The sequence below is a fragment of the Streptomyces stelliscabiei genome, from assembly GCF_014873495.1.
GTDB lineage: Bacteria > Actinomycetota > Actinomycetes > Streptomycetales > Streptomycetaceae > Streptomyces > Streptomyces bottropensis.
In genome coordinates this window covers 4,567,997-4,584,045 of sequence record NZ_JADBGF010000001.1, presented here as the reverse complement: position 1 = coordinate 4,584,045, position 16,049 = coordinate 4,567,997, and the positions used below count along the sequence as shown (strand labels likewise).

Annotated in this window: 15 protein-coding genes and 1 tRNA gene; 12 read left to right on the top strand and 4 right to left on the bottom strand. The window is 72.7% G+C overall.

Translation table 11 applies throughout. The annotated features are described in order from the left end of the window. Positions 1–50: 50 nt before the first annotated feature. The 7 genes from galU (at position 51) to H4687_RS20075 (ending at position 5,855) form a co-directional block, all read left to right on the top strand. Positions 51–953: a UTP--glucose-1-phosphate uridylyltransferase GalU gene (gene galU / locus H4687_RS20105; protein ID WP_020115636.1), complete on the top strand. Its 903-nt coding sequence runs from the start codon at positions 51–53 to the stop codon at positions 951–953. A gap of 5 nt (positions 954–958) precedes the next feature. Further along, the gene (gene glp, locus H4687_RS20100; protein WP_046916347.1) at positions 959–2,281 is read left to right on the top strand and encodes a molybdotransferase-like divisome protein Glp; all 1,323 of its coding nucleotides are present in this window, start codon (positions 959–961) and stop codon (positions 2,279–2,281) included. An 84-nt stretch (positions 2,282–2,365) separates the two neighbouring features. Next, positions 2,366–2,848 (top strand): cyclic pyranopterin monophosphate synthase MoaC, encoded by a 483-nt coding sequence (moaC, locus tag H4687_RS20095; protein ID WP_005485947.1) that lies wholly within the window; start codon positions 2,366–2,368, stop codon positions 2,846–2,848. Continuing rightward, on the top strand, positions 2,845–3,375 hold the full coding sequence (locus H4687_RS20090; protein WP_046916346.1) for a MogA/MoaB family molybdenum cofactor biosynthesis protein: 531 nt from the start codon (positions 2,845–2,847) through the stop codon (positions 3,373–3,375). Before moaC ends, H4687_RS20090 begins: the two co-directional genes overlap by 4 nt. A gap of 26 nt (positions 3,376–3,401) precedes the next feature. Then, positions 3,402–4,034 (top strand): GNAT family N-acetyltransferase, encoded by a 633-nt coding sequence (locus tag H4687_RS20085; protein WP_046916353.1) that lies wholly within the window; start codon positions 3,402–3,404, stop codon positions 4,032–4,034. Between the two features lie 222 nt (positions 4,035–4,256). Continuing rightward, positions 4,257–5,657, top strand: coding sequence for a divisome protein SepX/GlpR (gene sepX / locus H4687_RS20080; protein ID WP_046916345.1), 1,401 nt, complete (start codon positions 4,257–4,259; stop codon positions 5,655–5,657). Between the two features lie 124 nt (positions 5,658–5,781). Next, a tRNA-Ala gene (locus tag H4687_RS20075) sits at positions 5,782–5,855 on the top strand. Between the two features lie 50 nt (positions 5,856–5,905). Here H4687_RS20075 and H4687_RS20070 read toward each other — a convergent pair. Together H4687_RS20070 and H4687_RS20065 are read right to left on the bottom strand one after the other, a co-directional pair. Further along, positions 5,906–6,331 (bottom strand): hypothetical protein, encoded by a 426-nt coding sequence (locus H4687_RS20070; protein WP_046916344.1) that lies wholly within the window; start codon positions 6,329–6,331, stop codon positions 5,906–5,908. Between the two features lie 57 nt (positions 6,332–6,388). Further along, entirely contained in the window at positions 6,389–6,871 is a 483-nt protein-coding gene (locus tag H4687_RS20065; protein ID WP_046916343.1) for a GNAT family N-acetyltransferase, read from the bottom strand. 154 nt (positions 6,872–7,025) lie between these two features. Between H4687_RS20065 and H4687_RS20060 the strand changes: the two genes are divergently transcribed. Beyond that, positions 7,026–7,820, top strand: coding sequence for an exodeoxyribonuclease III (locus tag H4687_RS20060; RefSeq protein ID WP_046916342.1), 795 nt, complete (start codon positions 7,026–7,028; stop codon positions 7,818–7,820). Here the strand turns inward: H4687_RS20060 and H4687_RS20055 are convergent. Then, on the bottom strand, positions 7,808–8,530 hold the full coding sequence (locus H4687_RS20055) for a MerR family transcriptional regulator (RefSeq protein WP_167358629.1): 723 nt from the start codon (positions 8,528–8,530) through the stop codon (positions 7,808–7,810). The two genes, H4687_RS20060 and H4687_RS20055, sit on opposite strands and share 13 nt — an antisense overlap. Before the next feature lie 157 nt (positions 8,531–8,687). Here H4687_RS20055 and H4687_RS20050 point away from each other — a divergent pair, with 157 nt between their 5' ends. The 4 genes from H4687_RS20050 to H4687_RS20035 all read left to right on the top strand — a co-directional run bounded on the left by H4687_RS20050 (position 8,688) and on the right by H4687_RS20035 (position 12,451). Next, positions 8,688–10,262 carry a flavin-containing monooxygenase gene (locus H4687_RS20050; protein WP_046916340.1) on the top strand — a complete coding sequence of 525 codons (1,575 nt, stop codon included), beginning with the start codon at positions 8,688–8,690 and terminating at the stop codon, positions 10,260–10,262. Then, positions 10,259–11,194, top strand: coding sequence for an alpha/beta fold hydrolase (locus H4687_RS20045; protein ID WP_046916339.1), 936 nt, complete (start codon positions 10,259–10,261; stop codon positions 11,192–11,194). Before H4687_RS20050 ends, H4687_RS20045 begins: the two co-directional genes overlap by 4 nt. Then, positions 11,191–12,087, top strand: coding sequence for an SDR family oxidoreductase (locus tag H4687_RS20040; protein WP_050398347.1), 897 nt, complete (start codon positions 11,191–11,193; stop codon positions 12,085–12,087). The genes H4687_RS20045 and H4687_RS20040 overlap by 4 nt, the downstream gene beginning before the upstream one ends. A gap of 94 nt (positions 12,088–12,181) precedes the next feature. After that, the gene (locus tag H4687_RS20035) at positions 12,182–12,451 is read left to right on the top strand and encodes a hypothetical protein (RefSeq protein WP_050398348.1); all 270 of its coding nucleotides are present in this window, start codon (positions 12,182–12,184) and stop codon (positions 12,449–12,451) included. A gap of 122 nt (positions 12,452–12,573) precedes the next feature. Here the strand turns inward: H4687_RS20035 and H4687_RS20030 are convergent, their stop codons facing one another. Continuing rightward, positions 12,574–15,813: a S41 family peptidase gene (locus H4687_RS20030; RefSeq protein ID WP_050398349.1), complete on the bottom strand. Its 3,240-nt coding sequence runs from the start codon at positions 15,811–15,813 to the stop codon at positions 12,574–12,576. Between the last annotated feature and the right edge of the window lie 236 nt (positions 15,814–16,049).

The following is a 16,049-nucleotide window of genomic DNA, read 5'->3' as shown; positions in this document are numbered from 1 at the left end:
TTCATCGGAGCCACAGATTCCGCACAAAGGCACCGGATATGGTTCCGCCCATGAGTGAGGCGAACCCCAGGATCAGCAAGGCTGTCATCCCCGCCGCGGGTCTGGGAACCCGGTTCCTGCCGGCCACCAAGGCGACCCCCAAGGAGATGCTGCCGGTGGTCGACAAGCCGGCGATCCAGTACGTGGTGGAGGAGGCCGCGTCGGCGGGTCTCGACGACGTCCTGATGATCACCGGCCGGAACAAGCGCCCCCTTGAGGACCACTTCGACCGCAACTACGAGCTGGAGTCGGCCCTCCAGAAGAAGGGCGACGCCCACCGGCTCGCCAAGGTCCAGGAGTCCAGCGACCTCGCGACCATGCACTACGTCCGCCAGGGCGACCCCAAGGGCCTCGGCCACGCCGTCCTGTGCGCCGCCCCGCACGTGGGCGACGAACCCTTCGCCGTCCTCCTCGGCGACGACCTGATCGACCCCCGCGACCCCCTCCTGAAGCGCATGGTCGAGGTCCAGGAGGAGAACGGCGGCAGCGTCATCGCGCTCATGGAGGTCGCGCCGGAGCAGATCCACCTCTACGGATGCGCCGCCGTCGAGGCCACGCAGGACGGCGACGTCGTCAAGGTCACGGGCATGGTCGAGAAGCCGGAGGCGGCCGACGCCCCGTCGAACTACGCGATCATCGGCCGGTACGTCCTCGCCCCGCAGATCTTCGACGTGCTGCGCCGCACCGAGCCGGGCCGCGGCGGCGAGATCCAGCTCACCGACGCCCTCCAGCAGCTCGCAGCCGACGAGAAGGTCGGCGGCCCCGTGCACGGCGTCGTCTTCAAGGGCCGCCGCTATGACACCGGTGACCGTGGCGACTACCTGCGTGCCATTGTCAGACTCGCATGCGAACGTGAGGACCTGGGCCCGGAGTTCCGGACCTGGCTCCGCAGTTACGTAGCCGAGGAGATGTAGCCACATTGAGCACCGCCGCGACCCGCGCCACCGACCCGGACCACCTCTGGTCGGTGACCGAGCACCTGGAGGACATCCTCGCCACCGTCCGCCCCCTGGAACCCATCGAGCTGCAACTCCTCGACGCCCAGGGCTGTGTCCTGGTCGAGGACGTCACGGTGCCGGTGTCGCTGCCGCCCTTCGACAACAGCTCGATGGACGGGTACGCGGTACGGGTCGCGGACGTCGCGGGCGCGAGCGAGGAGTTCCCGGCCGTGCTCACCGTGATCGGGGACGTCGCGGCGGGCCAGGCCGAGGCGCCCCGGGTCGGCCCCGGCGAGGCCGCCCGCATCATGACCGGCGCCCCGCTGCCGCCCGGCGCGGAGGCGGTCGTCCCGGTGGAGTGGACCGACGGTGGCCTCGGCGGGGGACCCGTCTCCGGGATGCGCGCCCGCAGCGCCGCCCCCGAGGGCGCCACCGGCCAGGTCGCCGTGCACCGCGCCGCCGAGGCACGCGCCCACGTACGCGCGCAGGGCAGCGACGTGAAGGCCGGTGAGCGCGCCCTGGCCGCGGGGACGATCCTCGGCCCGCCGCAGCTCGGACTGCTGGCCGCCATCGGCCGCGCCTCGGTACGCGTCCACCCGCGCCCGCGCGTGGTCGTGCTCTCCACCGGCAGCGAACTGGTCCCGCCGGGCGAGACCCCGGCCACCGGCCAGATCTACGACTCCAACAGCTTCGCCCTCACCGCCGCCGCGCGGGACGCGGGCGCGATCGCCTACCGCGTCGGCGCCGTCGCCGACGACGCCGAGACCCTCCGCTCCACCATCGAGGACCAGCTCGTCCGCGCCGACCTGGTCGTCACCACCGGCGGGGTCAGCGTGGGCGCGTACGACGTCGTCAAGGAGGCCCTGGAGTCCGTCGGCGACGAGGACGAGGAGGGCTCCGGCATCGACTTCCGCAAGCTCGCCATGCAGCCCGGCAAACCCCAGGGCTTCGGCACCATCGGCCCCGACCACACCCCGCTGCTCGCGCTGCCCGGCAACCCGGTGTCGTCGTACGTCTCCTTCGAGATCTTCGTCCGGCCCGCCATCCGCGCCCTGATGGGCCTGCCCGACGTCCACCGTCCGACGACCACGGCGACCCTCCGCGCCCCCAAGGCGCTGACCTCGCCCGCGGGACGCCGCCAGTATCTGCGCGGGACGTACGCCGACGGCGAGGTCACGCCCGTCGGGGGCGCCGGATCGCACCTCGTGGCTGCCCTCGCGCACGCCGACGCGCTGATCGTGATCCCCGAGGACACCGAGTCGGTCGAGCCCGCCGCGGAGGTCGAGGTCGTCCTGCTCGGCTGAACCGTCGGGGGTGGCGTACCGTGTCGCGCACAACCGAGCGCGCGCCGCACCGCGACGGGCCCCGACCGGGAGCGTCACACCACCATGAGTACGCCGCAGGACCGACTGACCCACATCGACGAGGCGGGCGCCGCCCGCATGGTCGACGTCTCCGGGAAGGACGTGACCGCGCGCACCGCCCGCGCCAGCGGCCGGGTCCTGGTCTCGCCGAAAGTGGTCGAACTGCTGCGCGGCGAGGGGGTGCCCAAGGGCGACGCCCTCGCCACCGCGCGCATCGCCGGGATCATGGGCGCCAAACGCACGCCGGACCTGATCCCGCTCTGCCACCCGCTCGCGGTGTCGGGCGTCAAGGTCGACCTGTCGGTCGCGGACGACGCCGTGGAGATCCTCGCCACCGTGAAGACCACGGACCGAACGGGCGTCGAGATGGAGGCCCTCACCGCGGTCTCCGTCGCCGCCCTCACCGTGATCGACATGGTCAAGGCGGTCGACAAGGGCGCGGTCATCACGGACGTCCGTGTCGAGGAGAAGACGGGCGGCAAGTCGGGCGACTGGAGCCGGACATGACGCCGCCCCCCGACGACACCGGGTCCGCGCCTTACCGCGCGCTGGTCGTGACCGCCTCCAACCGCGCCTCCGCCGGCGTCTACGAGGACCGGGGAGGGCCCCTGATCGCCGAGGGGCTCACGCGCTTCGGCTTCGCCGTCGACGGCCCCCAGGTCGTGCCCGACGGCGACCCCGTGGAGGCCGCGCTGCGGGCCGGTGTCGCCGCAGGGTACGACGTGATCGTGACGACAGGCGGGACCGGCGTCTCGCCCACCGACCGCACCCCCGAGGCCACCCGCGCGGTCCTCGACCACGAGGTGCCGGGCATCCCCGAGGCCATCAGGGCGTACGGCCGGGGCAAGGTGCCGACGGCGGCGCTCTCCCGGGGCCTCGCCGGAGTCGCGGGCGGGACCCTGATCGTCAACCTGCCCGGCTCGACCGGTGGCGTCCGGGACGGCCTGGCCGTACTGGAACCCCTGCTCACCCACGCCGTCGACCAGCTCCGCGGCGGGGACCACCCGAGAACCGGCCACGGGGGTGCGAGCTGAACACCCCATCCTGGCCCGTGGCGCTGGTGGACGGCGAGGTCGTTCTCCGGCCCATAAAGATGCGTGACCAGCGGGCCTGGCGCGAGGTGAACCGGCGTAACCGGGACTGGCTGCGGCCCTGGGAGGCGACCATCCCGCCGCCCACGCCCAGCGGCCCCGTCGCGCACCGGCCGACGTACCGTCAGATGGTCCGCCATCTGCGGGCGGAGGCCAACGCGGGCCGGATGCTGCCGTTCGTGATCGAGTACCAGGGGCGGCTGGTCGGGCAGTTGACGGTCGCCGGGATCACCTGGGGCTCCATGTGCTCCGGCCATGTCGGCTACTGGGTCGACGAGTCGGTGGCCGGGCGCGGGGTGATGCCGACGGCCGTCGCGCTCGTCGTGGACCACTGCTTCCGGACCGTCGGACTGCACCGCATCGAGGTCTGCATTCGCCCCGAGAATCGGCCGAGCCGACGGGTGGTGGAGAAACTCGGATTCCGCGAGGAAGGTCTTCGTCCACGATATCTTCACATCGACGGGGCCTGGCGCGACCATCTCGTCTTCGCGCTCACCGCGGAGGAGGTCCCCGAGGGGCTGCTCGGTCGCTGGCAGCGGGAACGGACGCGGAGCGCGCGGAACGCCGGTTCCGACGCCGGCAAGCCCGGACCTCCTCAATAAATGAAATAAGTGTTCGAAGAAAATGCCCCGGCGGCGATCGGTCGACGATCGGCTTGAACGAGTCGGGGCGTTCTCGGGACGTTCTCAGCACGTTAATTTCGCGCTCTCGGTGGCCCGCTGATCGGATCGGTCACAAAAAAAGCTCGAAATATCAGCCGGATCGTGCGACACACCGGCTCAATTGGCGGATGGCCTCACGCAAACCCCTCTACCGTGTGAGTCGTGAGCAGCAGCGGCCTCATCTACGCAGTCATCGTCGGGGCCTGGGCCGCCTACTTGGTGCCGATGTGGCTCCGTAGGCAGGACGAGCTGAACGAAGCCCGTCCGACGGAACGCTTCAGCACCGCCATCCGGCTGCTTTCCGGCCGGGCGGGGATGGAGCGCCGATACGCCAAGGACCTGCGGGCGCGCTCCACCGAAGAGGGGGAGCCCAGCGCCGAACCGGACGGCGTCACCGACTCGGTGGACGTCCGGGCCTTCGCCATGCCCCCGCACCGGGAGCACACGAAGGCCCGATTGCCGGCGGAGCGAGGTGAGTCGGCGCAGCAGGGACAGCAGCCCCAGCAGCAGGGGAAACCGGCGGCGCAGGCGCCCGCACCGGCACAGCCGAAGCCGTTGCCCCAGCAGGGCGGGGCGCCGCAGGCCAAGCAGGGGGCGGCTCACCCGCCGACTCCCGCGCGCGCGAAGCGTGCGGACCAGCAGCGTGCGGACCAGCAGCGTGCGGACCAGCAGCGGCCGGACAAGCAGCATGCGGACAAGCAGCATGCGGACAGGCGGACGGCGGCCGCGCGCCGGGCCAACTCGGCGGAGGCCAAGGCGCGGGCCCAGCGCTCGAAGGTGCTCGCGCGCCGACGGCGTACGACGGTGCTGCTCTTCCTCGCCTTCTCGCTCGGCGCGATCGTCGCGGCGGTCGGCGGACTCGCCTTCCTGTGGGCGCCGGCCGTACCGGCGGTGCTGCTGAGCACGTACATCGCGCACCTGCGCCGCCAGGAGCTGAAGCGGTTCGCGTACACGATGGACCGGCGCCAGGCCGAGGTGGCGGCGCAGCGACTGCGGGAGCGGCAGCCCCAGCGGCGGCGCCCCGCACCGGACCCGGTGGACACCGACGAGCCGGAGGACGGACCCGAGAACGAGGAGAGCCGGGCCGAGCTGACCGCCCTCGCGGCCGACCGCCGCGCACTCGTCGAGCAGACCGACCACGCCGAGTGGGTCGACCAGCAGCGGGAGCGCCAGCGGCGGCCCGGCCAGGGCGACAGCTGGGACCCCGTCCCCGTGCCGCTCCCGACCTACGTCACCGCGCCGGTCGCGCCCCGGGCCACCTCCGGCGTCGACCTCGGTGCCCCGGACGCGTGGAGCTCCGCGCGCTCCAGCGCGGCCGACCCGCACGGCTCCTCGGGCGCCCCGTCCCACTCCGCGCACGCCCCCGGGCGTGAGCCGGAGGGCGAGCGCGACGGCGGGGAGGGGGCGGAGGACGCCGACGCGGGCGAGGCGGGTGACGCCCCCGACGGCGGCCGCTCCGACGCCCGCCGGGCCGCGTCCGCGCGCCGCTCCCGCGAGCGGGGGCGCACGCCCCTCTTCGACCAGTACGAGGACGGCGACCGCCCCCGAGCGGCCAACGAGTGATCACGCGGCCCCGGATCTCCCACTCCGCTGACCAGCCAGGAGCCGGCCCCAGGCCGCCTAGCGGGCTCGCGGATACGGATTTCCGAGCACCGCGATCGGGATGCTAGAGTTTCACTCGTTGCAAGGGCCTGTGGCGCAGTCTGGTAGCGCACCTCGTTCGCATCGAGGGGGTCTGGGGTTCAAATCCCCACAGGTCCACGCAGCTCAAAGCCCCGGTCGGGTTTCCTGACCGGGGCTTTGACGTGTTGTCAGGACGATGTTCCGTCAGCGCCGGAGTCATGGTCGGACAGACCGGCGGGGGCGCTCGGCTCCGGTTCCGTGATCGCGTCGAAGTACGGCCAGCCGTCCACCTCGACCTCCTGCGCGGACGGGTGGAGGTCCAGTTTCGGGGCGGCGGCGTCCAGGAGGCGGCGGACCGTGCCGGGCTCGTGGAGGTTGAGGTAGGTGTGGTTCGAGAGGCGGACCAGGGCGCCGGAGTCGAAGTAGCAGTTCGAGACGACGCGGTCCTCGGCGGGGCTGAAGAGCAGGACCAGGCGGCGGCGCCCGGGGCCCTGCGGGTAGAGGGACAGCTTGAGGTGGCAGTGGTCGTAGGCCACGCGGGACCTCTGGCGGACGGTCCAGTGCCAGGTGGTGTCGCCCACGACGAGACGGCGCAGACGCGTGTTCTTCTTCACCGGGCTCACGGTAGGGGCCCGACACCCCGGAAGGCACCGGGATTTACGGGCCCGGGGTCAGGCGTGCAGCCGCTTCGCGAAGCACAGGCTCAGTTCGTGGAAGCGGTAGTAGCCGAACTTCGCGCAGGGCTCGTAGCCGCTGGAGGTGTAGAGGGAGACGGCCTCGGGCTGCTTGGTGCCGGTTTCGAGGACCATACGGGTGCGGCCGGCGGCGCGGGCGTCGGACTCCAGCGCGGCGAGCACGCGGCGGGCCAGGCCCAGGCCGCGTGCCTCGGGGGTGACGTACATCCGCTTGATCTCGGCGTCGCCGTCCAGGTTGCCCTCGTCGTTGGTGTCCTGGCTGCGCCAGCCGCCCGTGGCCAGGGGTCTGCCGTGCGGGTCGTAGGCGATCAGGTACAGGCCCCTCGGTGGCAGGAAGTGTGCCGGGTCCATGTGGGTGGCGTCGCCGTCGTCGCCGTAGCGGACGCTGTACTCGGCCTGGACCTCGTCGTTCAGCTTGACGGCGTCGGGGTGATCGAAGGGCACGGGACGGATAATCATGCCATGAATCGTACATCTATGCATGATTCTCCTTCGGGGCGGCCGGGGCCGCGGGCGTCCGGAGTCGCGGCGGCCGGGACCGCGGGCGTCCGGGGTGATCTGTGCCGAATCCGGACCCCGTCCACGGTACGGGTATCGTGCCCGGGTGCTGACTGTGACCTCTGTGAATGTGAACGGGCTGCGGGCCGCCGCGAAGAAGGGCTTCGTCGAGTGGCTCGCCGGGACCTCGGCGGACGTGGTGTGCCTGCAGGAGGTGCGGGCCGAGCCCGAGCAACTCCCCGAAGGGGTGCGACAGCCCGAGGGGTGGCACGTCGTGCACGCCCCGGCCGCCGCCAAGGGGCGCGCGGGGGTCTCGCTCTACAGCCGGCGTGAGCCCGACCGGGTCCGGATCGGCTTCGGTTCGGCCGAGTTCGACGGCAGCGGGCGGTACGTCGAGGCCGAGCTGCCCGGTGTGACCGTGGCCAGTCTCTACCTCCCCTCCGGCGAGGTCGGCACCGAGCGGCAGGACGAGAAGGTGCGGTTCATGGGGGAGTTCCTGCCCTATCTGAAGGAACTCCGGGAGCGGGCCGCCGCCGACGGACGCGAGGTCGTGGTCTGCGGCGACTGGAACATCGCCCACCGCCAGGCCGACCTCAAGAACTGGCGGGCCAACCAGAAGAACTCCGGGTTCCTGCCGGAGGAGCGGGCCTGGCTCGGGCAGGTCCTCGACGCGGGGGACGGGGGGTACGTCGACGTCGTGCGTGACCTGCACCCCGATGTCGAGGGGCCGTACACCTGGTGGTCGTACCGGGGGCGGGCTTTCGACAACGATTCGGGATGGCGCATCGACTATCAGGTGTCCACGGCCGGGCTCGCCGCCAAGGCGGTCAAGGGGTTCGTGGAGCGGGCCGCGACTCACGCGGAGCGATGGTCGGACCATGCGCCGGTGACGGTGGTCTACGACCTCTGAGGAGGCGGGTGGGGCGATCCCGGCGGCCCCGGCCATGGCCCCTGATCGCCCGCTTCGGTCTGCCGCAACCGCCTGTCCAGCGCCAGCGACAGCTCCGCCTCCGTCACGCTCTTCGCCAACGGGCGGAGGCGGTGGAGGTCTTCGGGGGTGCGGCCGGGCTGGGTGAGGATGAGGTCGGTGAAGAGGGTGGCGAGGGCCTCGGCGTGTTCGCGTACGCGGCGGCCGACGGTGAGGACGTCGGCGAGGGGGACGCCCTCGCGGACCAGGGCCGCCGAGACGTCCAGGAGGCGGCGGCTGATGTGCACGATCTCGCCGCCGTCGGTGGCGAGATAGCCGAGGTCCAGGGCGGCGGCGAGGTTCTCCGGGGTCGACTGGTCGCCGAAGTGGTCGGCCAGTTCCTCGGGGGAGAGGCGGACCGGGACCTCCTCGGTGGGGTCCCCGAGGCCCAGCAGGTCGCCCACGTCGCGGCCCTGGTCGAAGGCCTCGGCCAGCTCGGCTATCCCGCTGAGCGTGTGGCCGCGCTCCAGCAGTGCCGAGATCGTGCGCAGCCGGGCCAGGTGGGTGTCGTCGTACCAGGCGATACGGCCCTCGCGGCGGGGTGGCGGGATCAGTTTGCGCTCCCGGTAGAAGCGCAGGGTGCGTACGGTGATGCCGGCCTTCCCGGCCAGCTCCTCCATGCGGTACTCGTGTCGCTCGCCGTCTTCTGCCACGCGCGCAGCCTATGTCGTACCGCTGGTAACTCCAGAGTGCCGGACCCCTACCCATCGGTACGGTCCTGCCCTACGCTCCCCACTGCGCCAGTGATTACTGGCGCGGACATGGGGTGCGAACGCGGTGTGCGCACGCGATGAGGCGTGGAGGTACCGGATGGCCGAGCAGGGGCAGAGCGGGCGGGAGCGGGTGCCGCATGTGCGGGTGGCGGTGGTCGGGTCCGGGTTCGGCGGGCTCGGCGCGGCCGTGCGGCTGCGGCGCGAGGGGATCACCGACTTCGTCGTCCTGGAGCGGGCGGGTGCCGTCGGCGGCACCTGGCGCGACAACGACTACCCCGGGTGCGCCTGTGACGTGCCGTCCCATCTGTACTCGTTCTCCTTCGCGCCCAACTACGCCTGGCCGCGCGCCTTCTCCGGGCAGGAGCACATCCGGGCCTATCTGGAGCACGTGACGGACGTCTTCGGGCTGCGGCCGCACATCCGCTTCGACTCCGAGGTGCTGAGGATGGCCTGGGACGGGGAGCGGCTGCGCTGGGACATCGAGACCAGCGGCGGGCGGCTCTGCGCCGACATGGTCGTCTCCGCGACCGGCCCGCTCTCCGATCCGCGGATCCCCACCGAGGCCGAGCTGCCGGGGCTCGGCTCCTTCCCCGGCAAGGTCTTCCACTCCGCCCGCTGGGACCACGGCTACGACCTGCGCGGCAAGCGGGTCGCGATGATCGGCACGGGGGCCTCCGCGGCCCAGATCGTGCCGGCGATCGCGCCCGAGGTCGGCCGGCTGACCCTCTTCCAGCGGACCCCGCCGTGGGTGATGCCGCGGGTGGACCGGGGCATCGGCGGCGTCGAGCAGTGGCTGCACCGGCAGCTGCCCTTCACCGCGCAGGCGCGGCGCGGCGTGCTGTGGGGCGTCCGGGAGCTTCAGGTGCAGGCCTTCACCAAGCGCCCCAAGGCGCTGGGCCTGGTGGAGCGGGTGGCGAAGCGGAACCTGGCCCGCGCGGTGCGCGACCCGGAGCTGCGCGCCCGGCTCACGCCCGACTACCGCATCGGCTGCAAGCGCATCCTGCTGTCCAACACCTACTATCCGGCGCTCACCCGGCCGAACGTCGACGTGATCGCGTCCGGGCTGGCCAAGGTCGACGGCTCCACACTGGTCGCCGCCGACGGGTCCGCCGCCGAGGTCGACGCGATCGTCTTCGGCACCGGGTTCCATGTCACCGACATGCCCATCGCCGACCGGGTCGTGGGCGCGGACGGCCGGACCCTCGCCGAGGCGTGGGCGGACGGCGGGATGCAGGCGCTGCGCGGGGCGTCGGCCGCCGGGTTCCCGAACTGGATGACGATCATCGGGCCCAACACGGGCCTGGGGAACTCCAGCATGATCCTGATGATCGAGTCGCAGCTCAACTACATGGCGGACTTCGTACGGCAGTTGGACGTGCTGGGCGGCCGGGTCGCCCTGGACGCCCGGCCCGCCGCCGTGGCGGCCTGGAACCAGCGGGTCCACAAGCGCATGGAGCGCACGGTCTGGAACACGGGCGGCTGCACCAGCTGGTACCTCGACGCCGACGGCCGCAACACGACCGTCTGGCCGGGCACGACGAGCGAGTTCCGGAGTGCGACCCGGCGTGTCGATCTGAGCGAGTACACGGTGCTGCGGGCGGCCCGGCCGGGTACGGAGAACGAGGAGACGCCCGGGACGGGCGACCTGGCGAAGGTGGAGGCCGGAGCGTGACCCGACTGACCCATGTGAAGCACGGGCCCTACGCGCCGCCCGTCGCCGTACGGGAGTTGGCGGCCGTGTCCGCCGACGGGGCGCGGCTGCACGTCGAGGTGCACGGCCCGCAGGACGCGCCGGCGGTGGTGCTCGTGCACGGCTGGACGTGTTCGACGGCGTACTGGGCGGCGCAGGTGCGGGACCTCGCCGTCGACCACCGGGTCGTCGTCTACGACCAGCGCGGCCACGGCCGTAGTCCCGCCTCCGCCGTGTGCACCGCCGACGCCCTCGCCGACGACCTGGAGGCGGTGCTCGCCGCGACGCTCGCGCCGGGCGAGAAGGCGGTGCTGGCCGGGCACTCCATGGGCGGGATGACGCTGATGGCGGCCGCAGGGCGGCCGGGCCTGCGGGAGCACGCGGCGGCCGTCCTGCTGTGCAGCACGGGCAGTTCGAAGCTGGCCGTCGAGTCGCTGGTCGTGCCGATGCGGCCCGGACGCGTACGCACCTGGCTCACGGAGAGGGTCCTCGGCGCGCGGGCGCCGCTCGGGCCGGTCACGCCGGTCGCCCGGCGCATCCTCAAGTACGCGACCATGGGCCCCGGCGCGTCGCCGGTGATGGTCGAGGCGTGCGCGCGGATCGTGCACGCGTGCCCGGCCCGGGTGCGGCACGCCTGGTCGCATGTCCTCGCCTCGCTCGATCTCGACCAGCGCGTAAGGGAGTTGACGGTGCCGACGGCCGTCGTCGTGGGCACGGCGGACCGGATGACCCCGCCCGTGCACGCGCGGGCGCTGGCCGCCGCGCTGCCCGACTGCGTGGGCGTGAGCGAGCTGACCGGCGTCGGACACATGGCGCCGGTGGAGGCGCCGGAAGCGGTCAGCGCCCGGATACGCGGGCTGGCCGCGCTGTATGTACGTGCCGGACAGGACGAGTTGGAGGAGGCGGGCGCATGAGCGACGGCAGCAAATTGCGGGGGCGGGTCGCGGTCGTCACCGGGGCCGCGCGGGGCGTCGGGGAACTCCTCGCGCGCAAGCTCTCGGCGCGGGGGGTGAAGATCGCGCTCGTCGGCCTCGAACCGGACGAGCTGAAGCGGGTGTCGGAGCGGCTGTACGGAGATGGGGGAGCGTACTGGCACGCCGACGTCACCGACCACGAGGCCATGGCCCGGGTCGCCGAGGAGGTCAAGGAGCGGTTCGGGCGGGTCGACATCGTCGTCGCCAACGCGGGCGTCGCCAACAGCGGGCCCTTCGTCGACTCCGACCCGGAGTCCTGGCGGCGGGTCGTCGAGGTCAACCTCGTCGGATCGGCCGTCACCGGGCGGGCGTTCCTGCCGGCGCTGATCGAGAGCCGGGGCTATCTGCTGCAGATCGCCTCCCTCGCCGCGATCACCCCGGCGCCGATGATGACGGCGTACTGCGCGTCCAAGTCGGGCGTCGAGGCGTACGCGCACTGTCTGCGGGCCGAGGTCGCGCATCAGGGTGTGGGTGTCGGGGTCGGGTATCTGTCCTGGACGGACACGGACATGGTGCGGGGCGCCGACAAGGACGAGGCGCTGCGGGAGTTGCGGGAGCGGCTGCCGTGGCCGGCCGGGAAGACGTATCCCCTGGGACCGGCGGTGGACCGGCTGGTCGCCGGGATCGAGCGGCGGTCGAGTCATGTGTACGGGCAGTGGTGGCTGCGGGGGATGCAGGGCGTACGCGGGTATCTCCCGGGGCTCATCGGGACGTTCGCGCCGCGCGAGGTGCGGCGGATGGAGCCTCGGCTCCGCGGGGTCGCCAAGGGGCTGGTGGGGGCCGGTGGGGCCGCGGACGAGCGGACGCGGGGGGTCGGGGCGCCGGACGCCTGATGACCGAGCGTGACTGATCGACATGCGGGGCGTGTTCGTGCGTGTTTGTCTGGTCGAGGCCCGATCCCCTCACCCACAACGGGAGTGAATCCACATGGGCATGAAGGACCAGTTCCAGGACAAGGCTGAGCAGCTGAAGCGGAAGGCCGGACAGTCGCCGGAGGAGCGGCAGCGGGCTCAGCGGCCTGGTGAGCGTGAGCGCGAGCAGCACGGGCGCGAGCCCGGTCGTGAGCACGGCCAGCCGCAGCGCGAGCGTCAGCCGCAGCGTGAGCACGGTCAGCCGCAGCGTGGTGCGCAGCGGCGGGACGAGGAGTCCGAGCGGCTGATGCGGGACGACGAGGACCGGTTCCGGCAGGACGTGTAGTCGTCCGGACCCGACTTCGGCGACGCCGAACGTGGGGCGCTCTCCTTCGGGAGGGCGCCCTGCGTCGTTGTCCGCCCGCAAGAAGAACCGTCAAGAAGAACCGTAGGAGTGCGAGAACCTCCTCAGGGGCGGGGGCGGGGGCGGGGGCGGTTCGGCAGCTTCGGGCGGGACCTGTCCGGGGTGTTCGTGTAGTCGGGGGGGTCCGCCGGGGGGTGGGTCTTGAGGAGGTCCAGGGCCAGGTTCACCGCCGCCTCCAACTGGGTGTTGCGGCCCTCGGCCCAGTCGAGGGGGGTGCGCAGGGTCTCCAGGTCCGGGGTGACGCCTCGGTTCTCGATGGTCCAGCCGTACGCGTCGAACCAGGCCGCGTTCATGGGGACGGTGATGACCGAGCCGTCGCCGAGCTGGTGGCGGCCGGTCATGCCGACGACGCCGCCCCAGGTGCGCAGGCCGACCACGGGGCCGAGCGCGAGGAGTTTGAAGGCGGCGGTGATCATGTCGCCGTCGGACGAGGTCGCTTCGTCGGCCAGGGCCACCACCGGGCCACGCGGGGCGCTCGACGCGTACGACACCGGCTGGGCGCCCCGGGTCAGGTCCCAGCCGAGGATCGTGCGGCTCAGTTTCTCCACCACCAGCTCGCTGATGTGGCCGCCCGCGTTGCCGCGTACGTCGACGATCAGGGCGGGCCGGGAGACCTCCATGCGCAGGTCGCGGTTGAACTGGGCCCAGCCGGAGCCTCCCATGTCCGGGATGTGCAGATAGCCGCAGTGGCCGCCGCTCAGCTCCCGGACCACCTCGCGGCGTTTGGCCACCCAGTCCTGGTAGCGCAGGGGGCGTTCGTCGAGCAGGGGGACCACGGCCACGCGGCGGGAGCGGCCCTCGCCCTCGGCCGGGGAGAAGGTCAGTTCGACGGTCGTGCCGCCCGCGCCCGCCAGCAGGGGGTACGGGCCGGTCGTCGGGTCGACCGGGCGGCCGTCGACGTGGGTCAGCGCGGCGCCCTCCCTGATGCCGGTGCCGGCCAGCGGGGAGCGGGCCTTGGAGTCGGAGGAGTCGCCGGGCAGGATGCGGCGGACCGTCCAGTCGTCGTCCCGGCGGACGAGGTTGGCGCCGAGGAGCCCCTGGCGGCGCTGGTAGTGGGGCGGGCCCTCGTTGCGGCGGGCGGCGGTGACGTAGGCGTGGGAGGTGCCGAGTTCGCCGAGCACTTCCCGCAGCAGGTCCGCGAACTCGTCGGGGGAGGCGACCCGTTCGACCAGCGGGCGGTACTGGTCGAGGATCGCGTCCCAGTCGATGCCGCTCATTCCCGGGTCCCAGAAGTAGGCGCGGATCAGGCGCCCGGCCTCCGCGTACGACTGGCGCCACTCGGCGGCCGGGTCGACCTCGTGCAGGACGCGCCGGAGGTCGATCCAGACGGTCGAGTCGCCGTCGCCGGACTCGGTGGAGGGGACGGCACGCAGGTCGCCCTCGTCCACCACGACCAGCCGTGAGCCGTCGCCGCTGACCGCGAACCAGTCCAGGTGCTGCACCAGTTCGGACCTCTTCGCCCTGCTGATGTCGAAGTGTTCGAGGGTCGGGCGGCCGGTCATGTCGTCCGGGTCGGCGAAGGTCTCGCCCAGGGCGCCCGAGATGGGCCAGCGCAGCCAGACGAGGCCGCCGCCGGAGACCGGGTGCAGCGCCGAGTACTTGGAGGCGGTGACGGGGAAGGGGGTGACGCGGTTCTCCAGGCCCTCGGTCTCCACGGTGACCGTTCCGTCGGTGTCCTCGTCCTCGGTCGGGTCCATGCCTCCGGCGACCGGGCGGCCGTCGGGGTTCAGTGCGAAGGGGGAGGGCGTGGCGGAGGAGAGCGGGAGCAGGTAGGGGCGGCAGCCGAGCGGGAAGGACAGGTCGCCGGTGTGCACGTCGTACACCGGGTCGAAGCCGCGCCAGGACAGGAAGGCGAGGTAGCGGCCGTCCCGCGTGAAGACCGGGTTCTCGTCCTCGAAGCGGCCGCTCGTCACGTCGACGATGAGGCGGTCCTTGATCCGGGCCATCTTGATCTGGCGCAGGGTGCGGCCGATGCCGGGGTGGGACCAGGTCAGCCAGGCGCCGTCGGGGGAGAAGGCGAGGTCGCGGACGGGGCCGTTGAGGGAGGCGATGAGTTCGGTGACCTCGCCGTTCGACTCCTCCGTTCCCGCGGCGGCAGCCGCTGGGTCGGGCACGGTCAGGAGGAGGACGCGGCCGTCGTGCGCGGCGACGGCGAGACGTTCGCCGCGCGGGTCCGCCACCAGTTCCAGGACGCGGCCGAGGCCCCCGGAGGCGAGGCGGCGGGGTGCACGGTCGCCGGTGGCCCGGGGGAGGTGGGCGATCTCGATCGCGTCCTCGCCGTCCGCGTCGGTCACGTACGCGACCTGCCCGCCGGAGCCGAGCATCTCGGGCAGCCGGACGCGTACGCCGGGGGTGTCGGCGATGGTCCGGGCGGGGCCGTCGCGGTGGGTCAGCCAGTAGAGGCTGCCGCGTACGACGACCGCGCTGGCCCGGCCCGTCTCGTCGACCGAGAGGCCGTCGACGTGCTGGGCGGCCGGCACCTGGTACCGCCGCCGCCCGGTGCGAGCGCCGCCGAGCGTCACGTCCAGGCGGCGGGGGGTGGCGTCGGCGGCGAGGTCGTCGACGATCCACAGGTCGCCGGCGCACTGGTACACCACCCGGGTGCCGTCGCTCGCCGCGTGCCGGGCGTAGAAGGTGTCGTGGTCGGTGTGCCGGCGCAGGTCGGAGCCGTCGTACGCGCAGGAGTAGAGGTTGCCGACGCCCTCGTGGTCGGAGAGGAAGGCGATCCGGCCGCCGACGAACATGGGGGAGTGCAGGTGCCCGTCGAGGTCGGCCAGCAGCCGTTCGCCGTGCAGCCAGAGGCGGCCCGTGGCCCCGCCCCGGTAGCGCTTCCAGGAAGCCGGTTCGTGTGGGGGCGTTCCGGTGAGCAGCAGGCTGCGGCGCTCGCCGTCGATCTCGGCGGACTGGATGTCGGATACCGGACCCCAGGGGAGTTTGCGGCCGGGGTCGCCGTCGGTGCGGACCTTGTAGGCCCAGGTGAAGTACGAGAAGGGCTCGCCGTGGGAGGCGACGGCCAGGATGTCCGACCGGCCCGCCCTGTTCGGGGGCGTCCAGCCGCGGACCTCGGTGTCGGGGCTGCCCCAGTGGGTGAGCCGGCGCGCGGGAGCCCCGCCGTCCACCGGGGTCAGATGGATCTCCGGGGTGATGCTCCGCCAGCTCGTGTACGCGATGTGCCGGCCGTCGGGCGAGAAGCGCGGGCAGGCGACCTTCGTACGGTCGACGGTGAGCCGCCAGGCGCGCTCCGAGCCGTCGAGGGGGGCCAGCCACAGGTCGTCCTCGGCCACGAAGCAGAAGCGGTCGCCGCTGAGGTGGGGGAAGCGGAGGTAGCCGGCGTCCGGGGCCGCCGCTTGTCCATGGCCGCCCTCCTGCGCACGACCGACCCTCTGCGCGCGGCTTGGCCTTTGCACCGGGTGCGTCCCTTGCTCCGGGTGGGTCTCCTGCTTCGGGTGCGTCTCCTGCTTCCGGTCGGTCCGTTGCTCCGGGTCCGTCGCTCGCTCCGGGTGGGTCTCCTGCTTCCGGT

Coding starts and splice junctions, on each gene's coding strand:
- moaC (WP_005485947.1), top strand. CDS start 2,366: ATGAGTACGCCGCAGGACCGACTGACCCACATCGACGAGGCGGGCGCC.
- H4687_RS20040 (WP_050398347.1), top strand. CDS start 11,191: ATGAGCGACGGCAGCAAATTGCGGGGGCGGGTCGCGGTCGTCACCGGG.
- H4687_RS20050 (WP_046916340.1), top strand. CDS start 8,688: ATGGCCGAGCAGGGGCAGAGCGGGCGGGAGCGGGTGCCGCATGTGCGG.
- galU (WP_020115636.1), top strand. CDS start 51: ATGAGTGAGGCGAACCCCAGGATCAGCAAGGCTGTCATCCCCGCCGCG.
- H4687_RS20090 (WP_046916346.1), top strand. CDS start 2,845: ATGACGCCGCCCCCCGACGACACCGGGTCCGCGCCTTACCGCGCGCTG.
- H4687_RS20035 (WP_050398348.1), top strand. CDS start 12,182: ATGGGCATGAAGGACCAGTTCCAGGACAAGGCTGAGCAGCTGAAGCGG.
- H4687_RS20065 (WP_046916343.1), bottom strand. CDS start 6,871: ATGATTATCCGTCCCGTGCCCTTCGATCACCCCGACGCCGTCAAGCTG.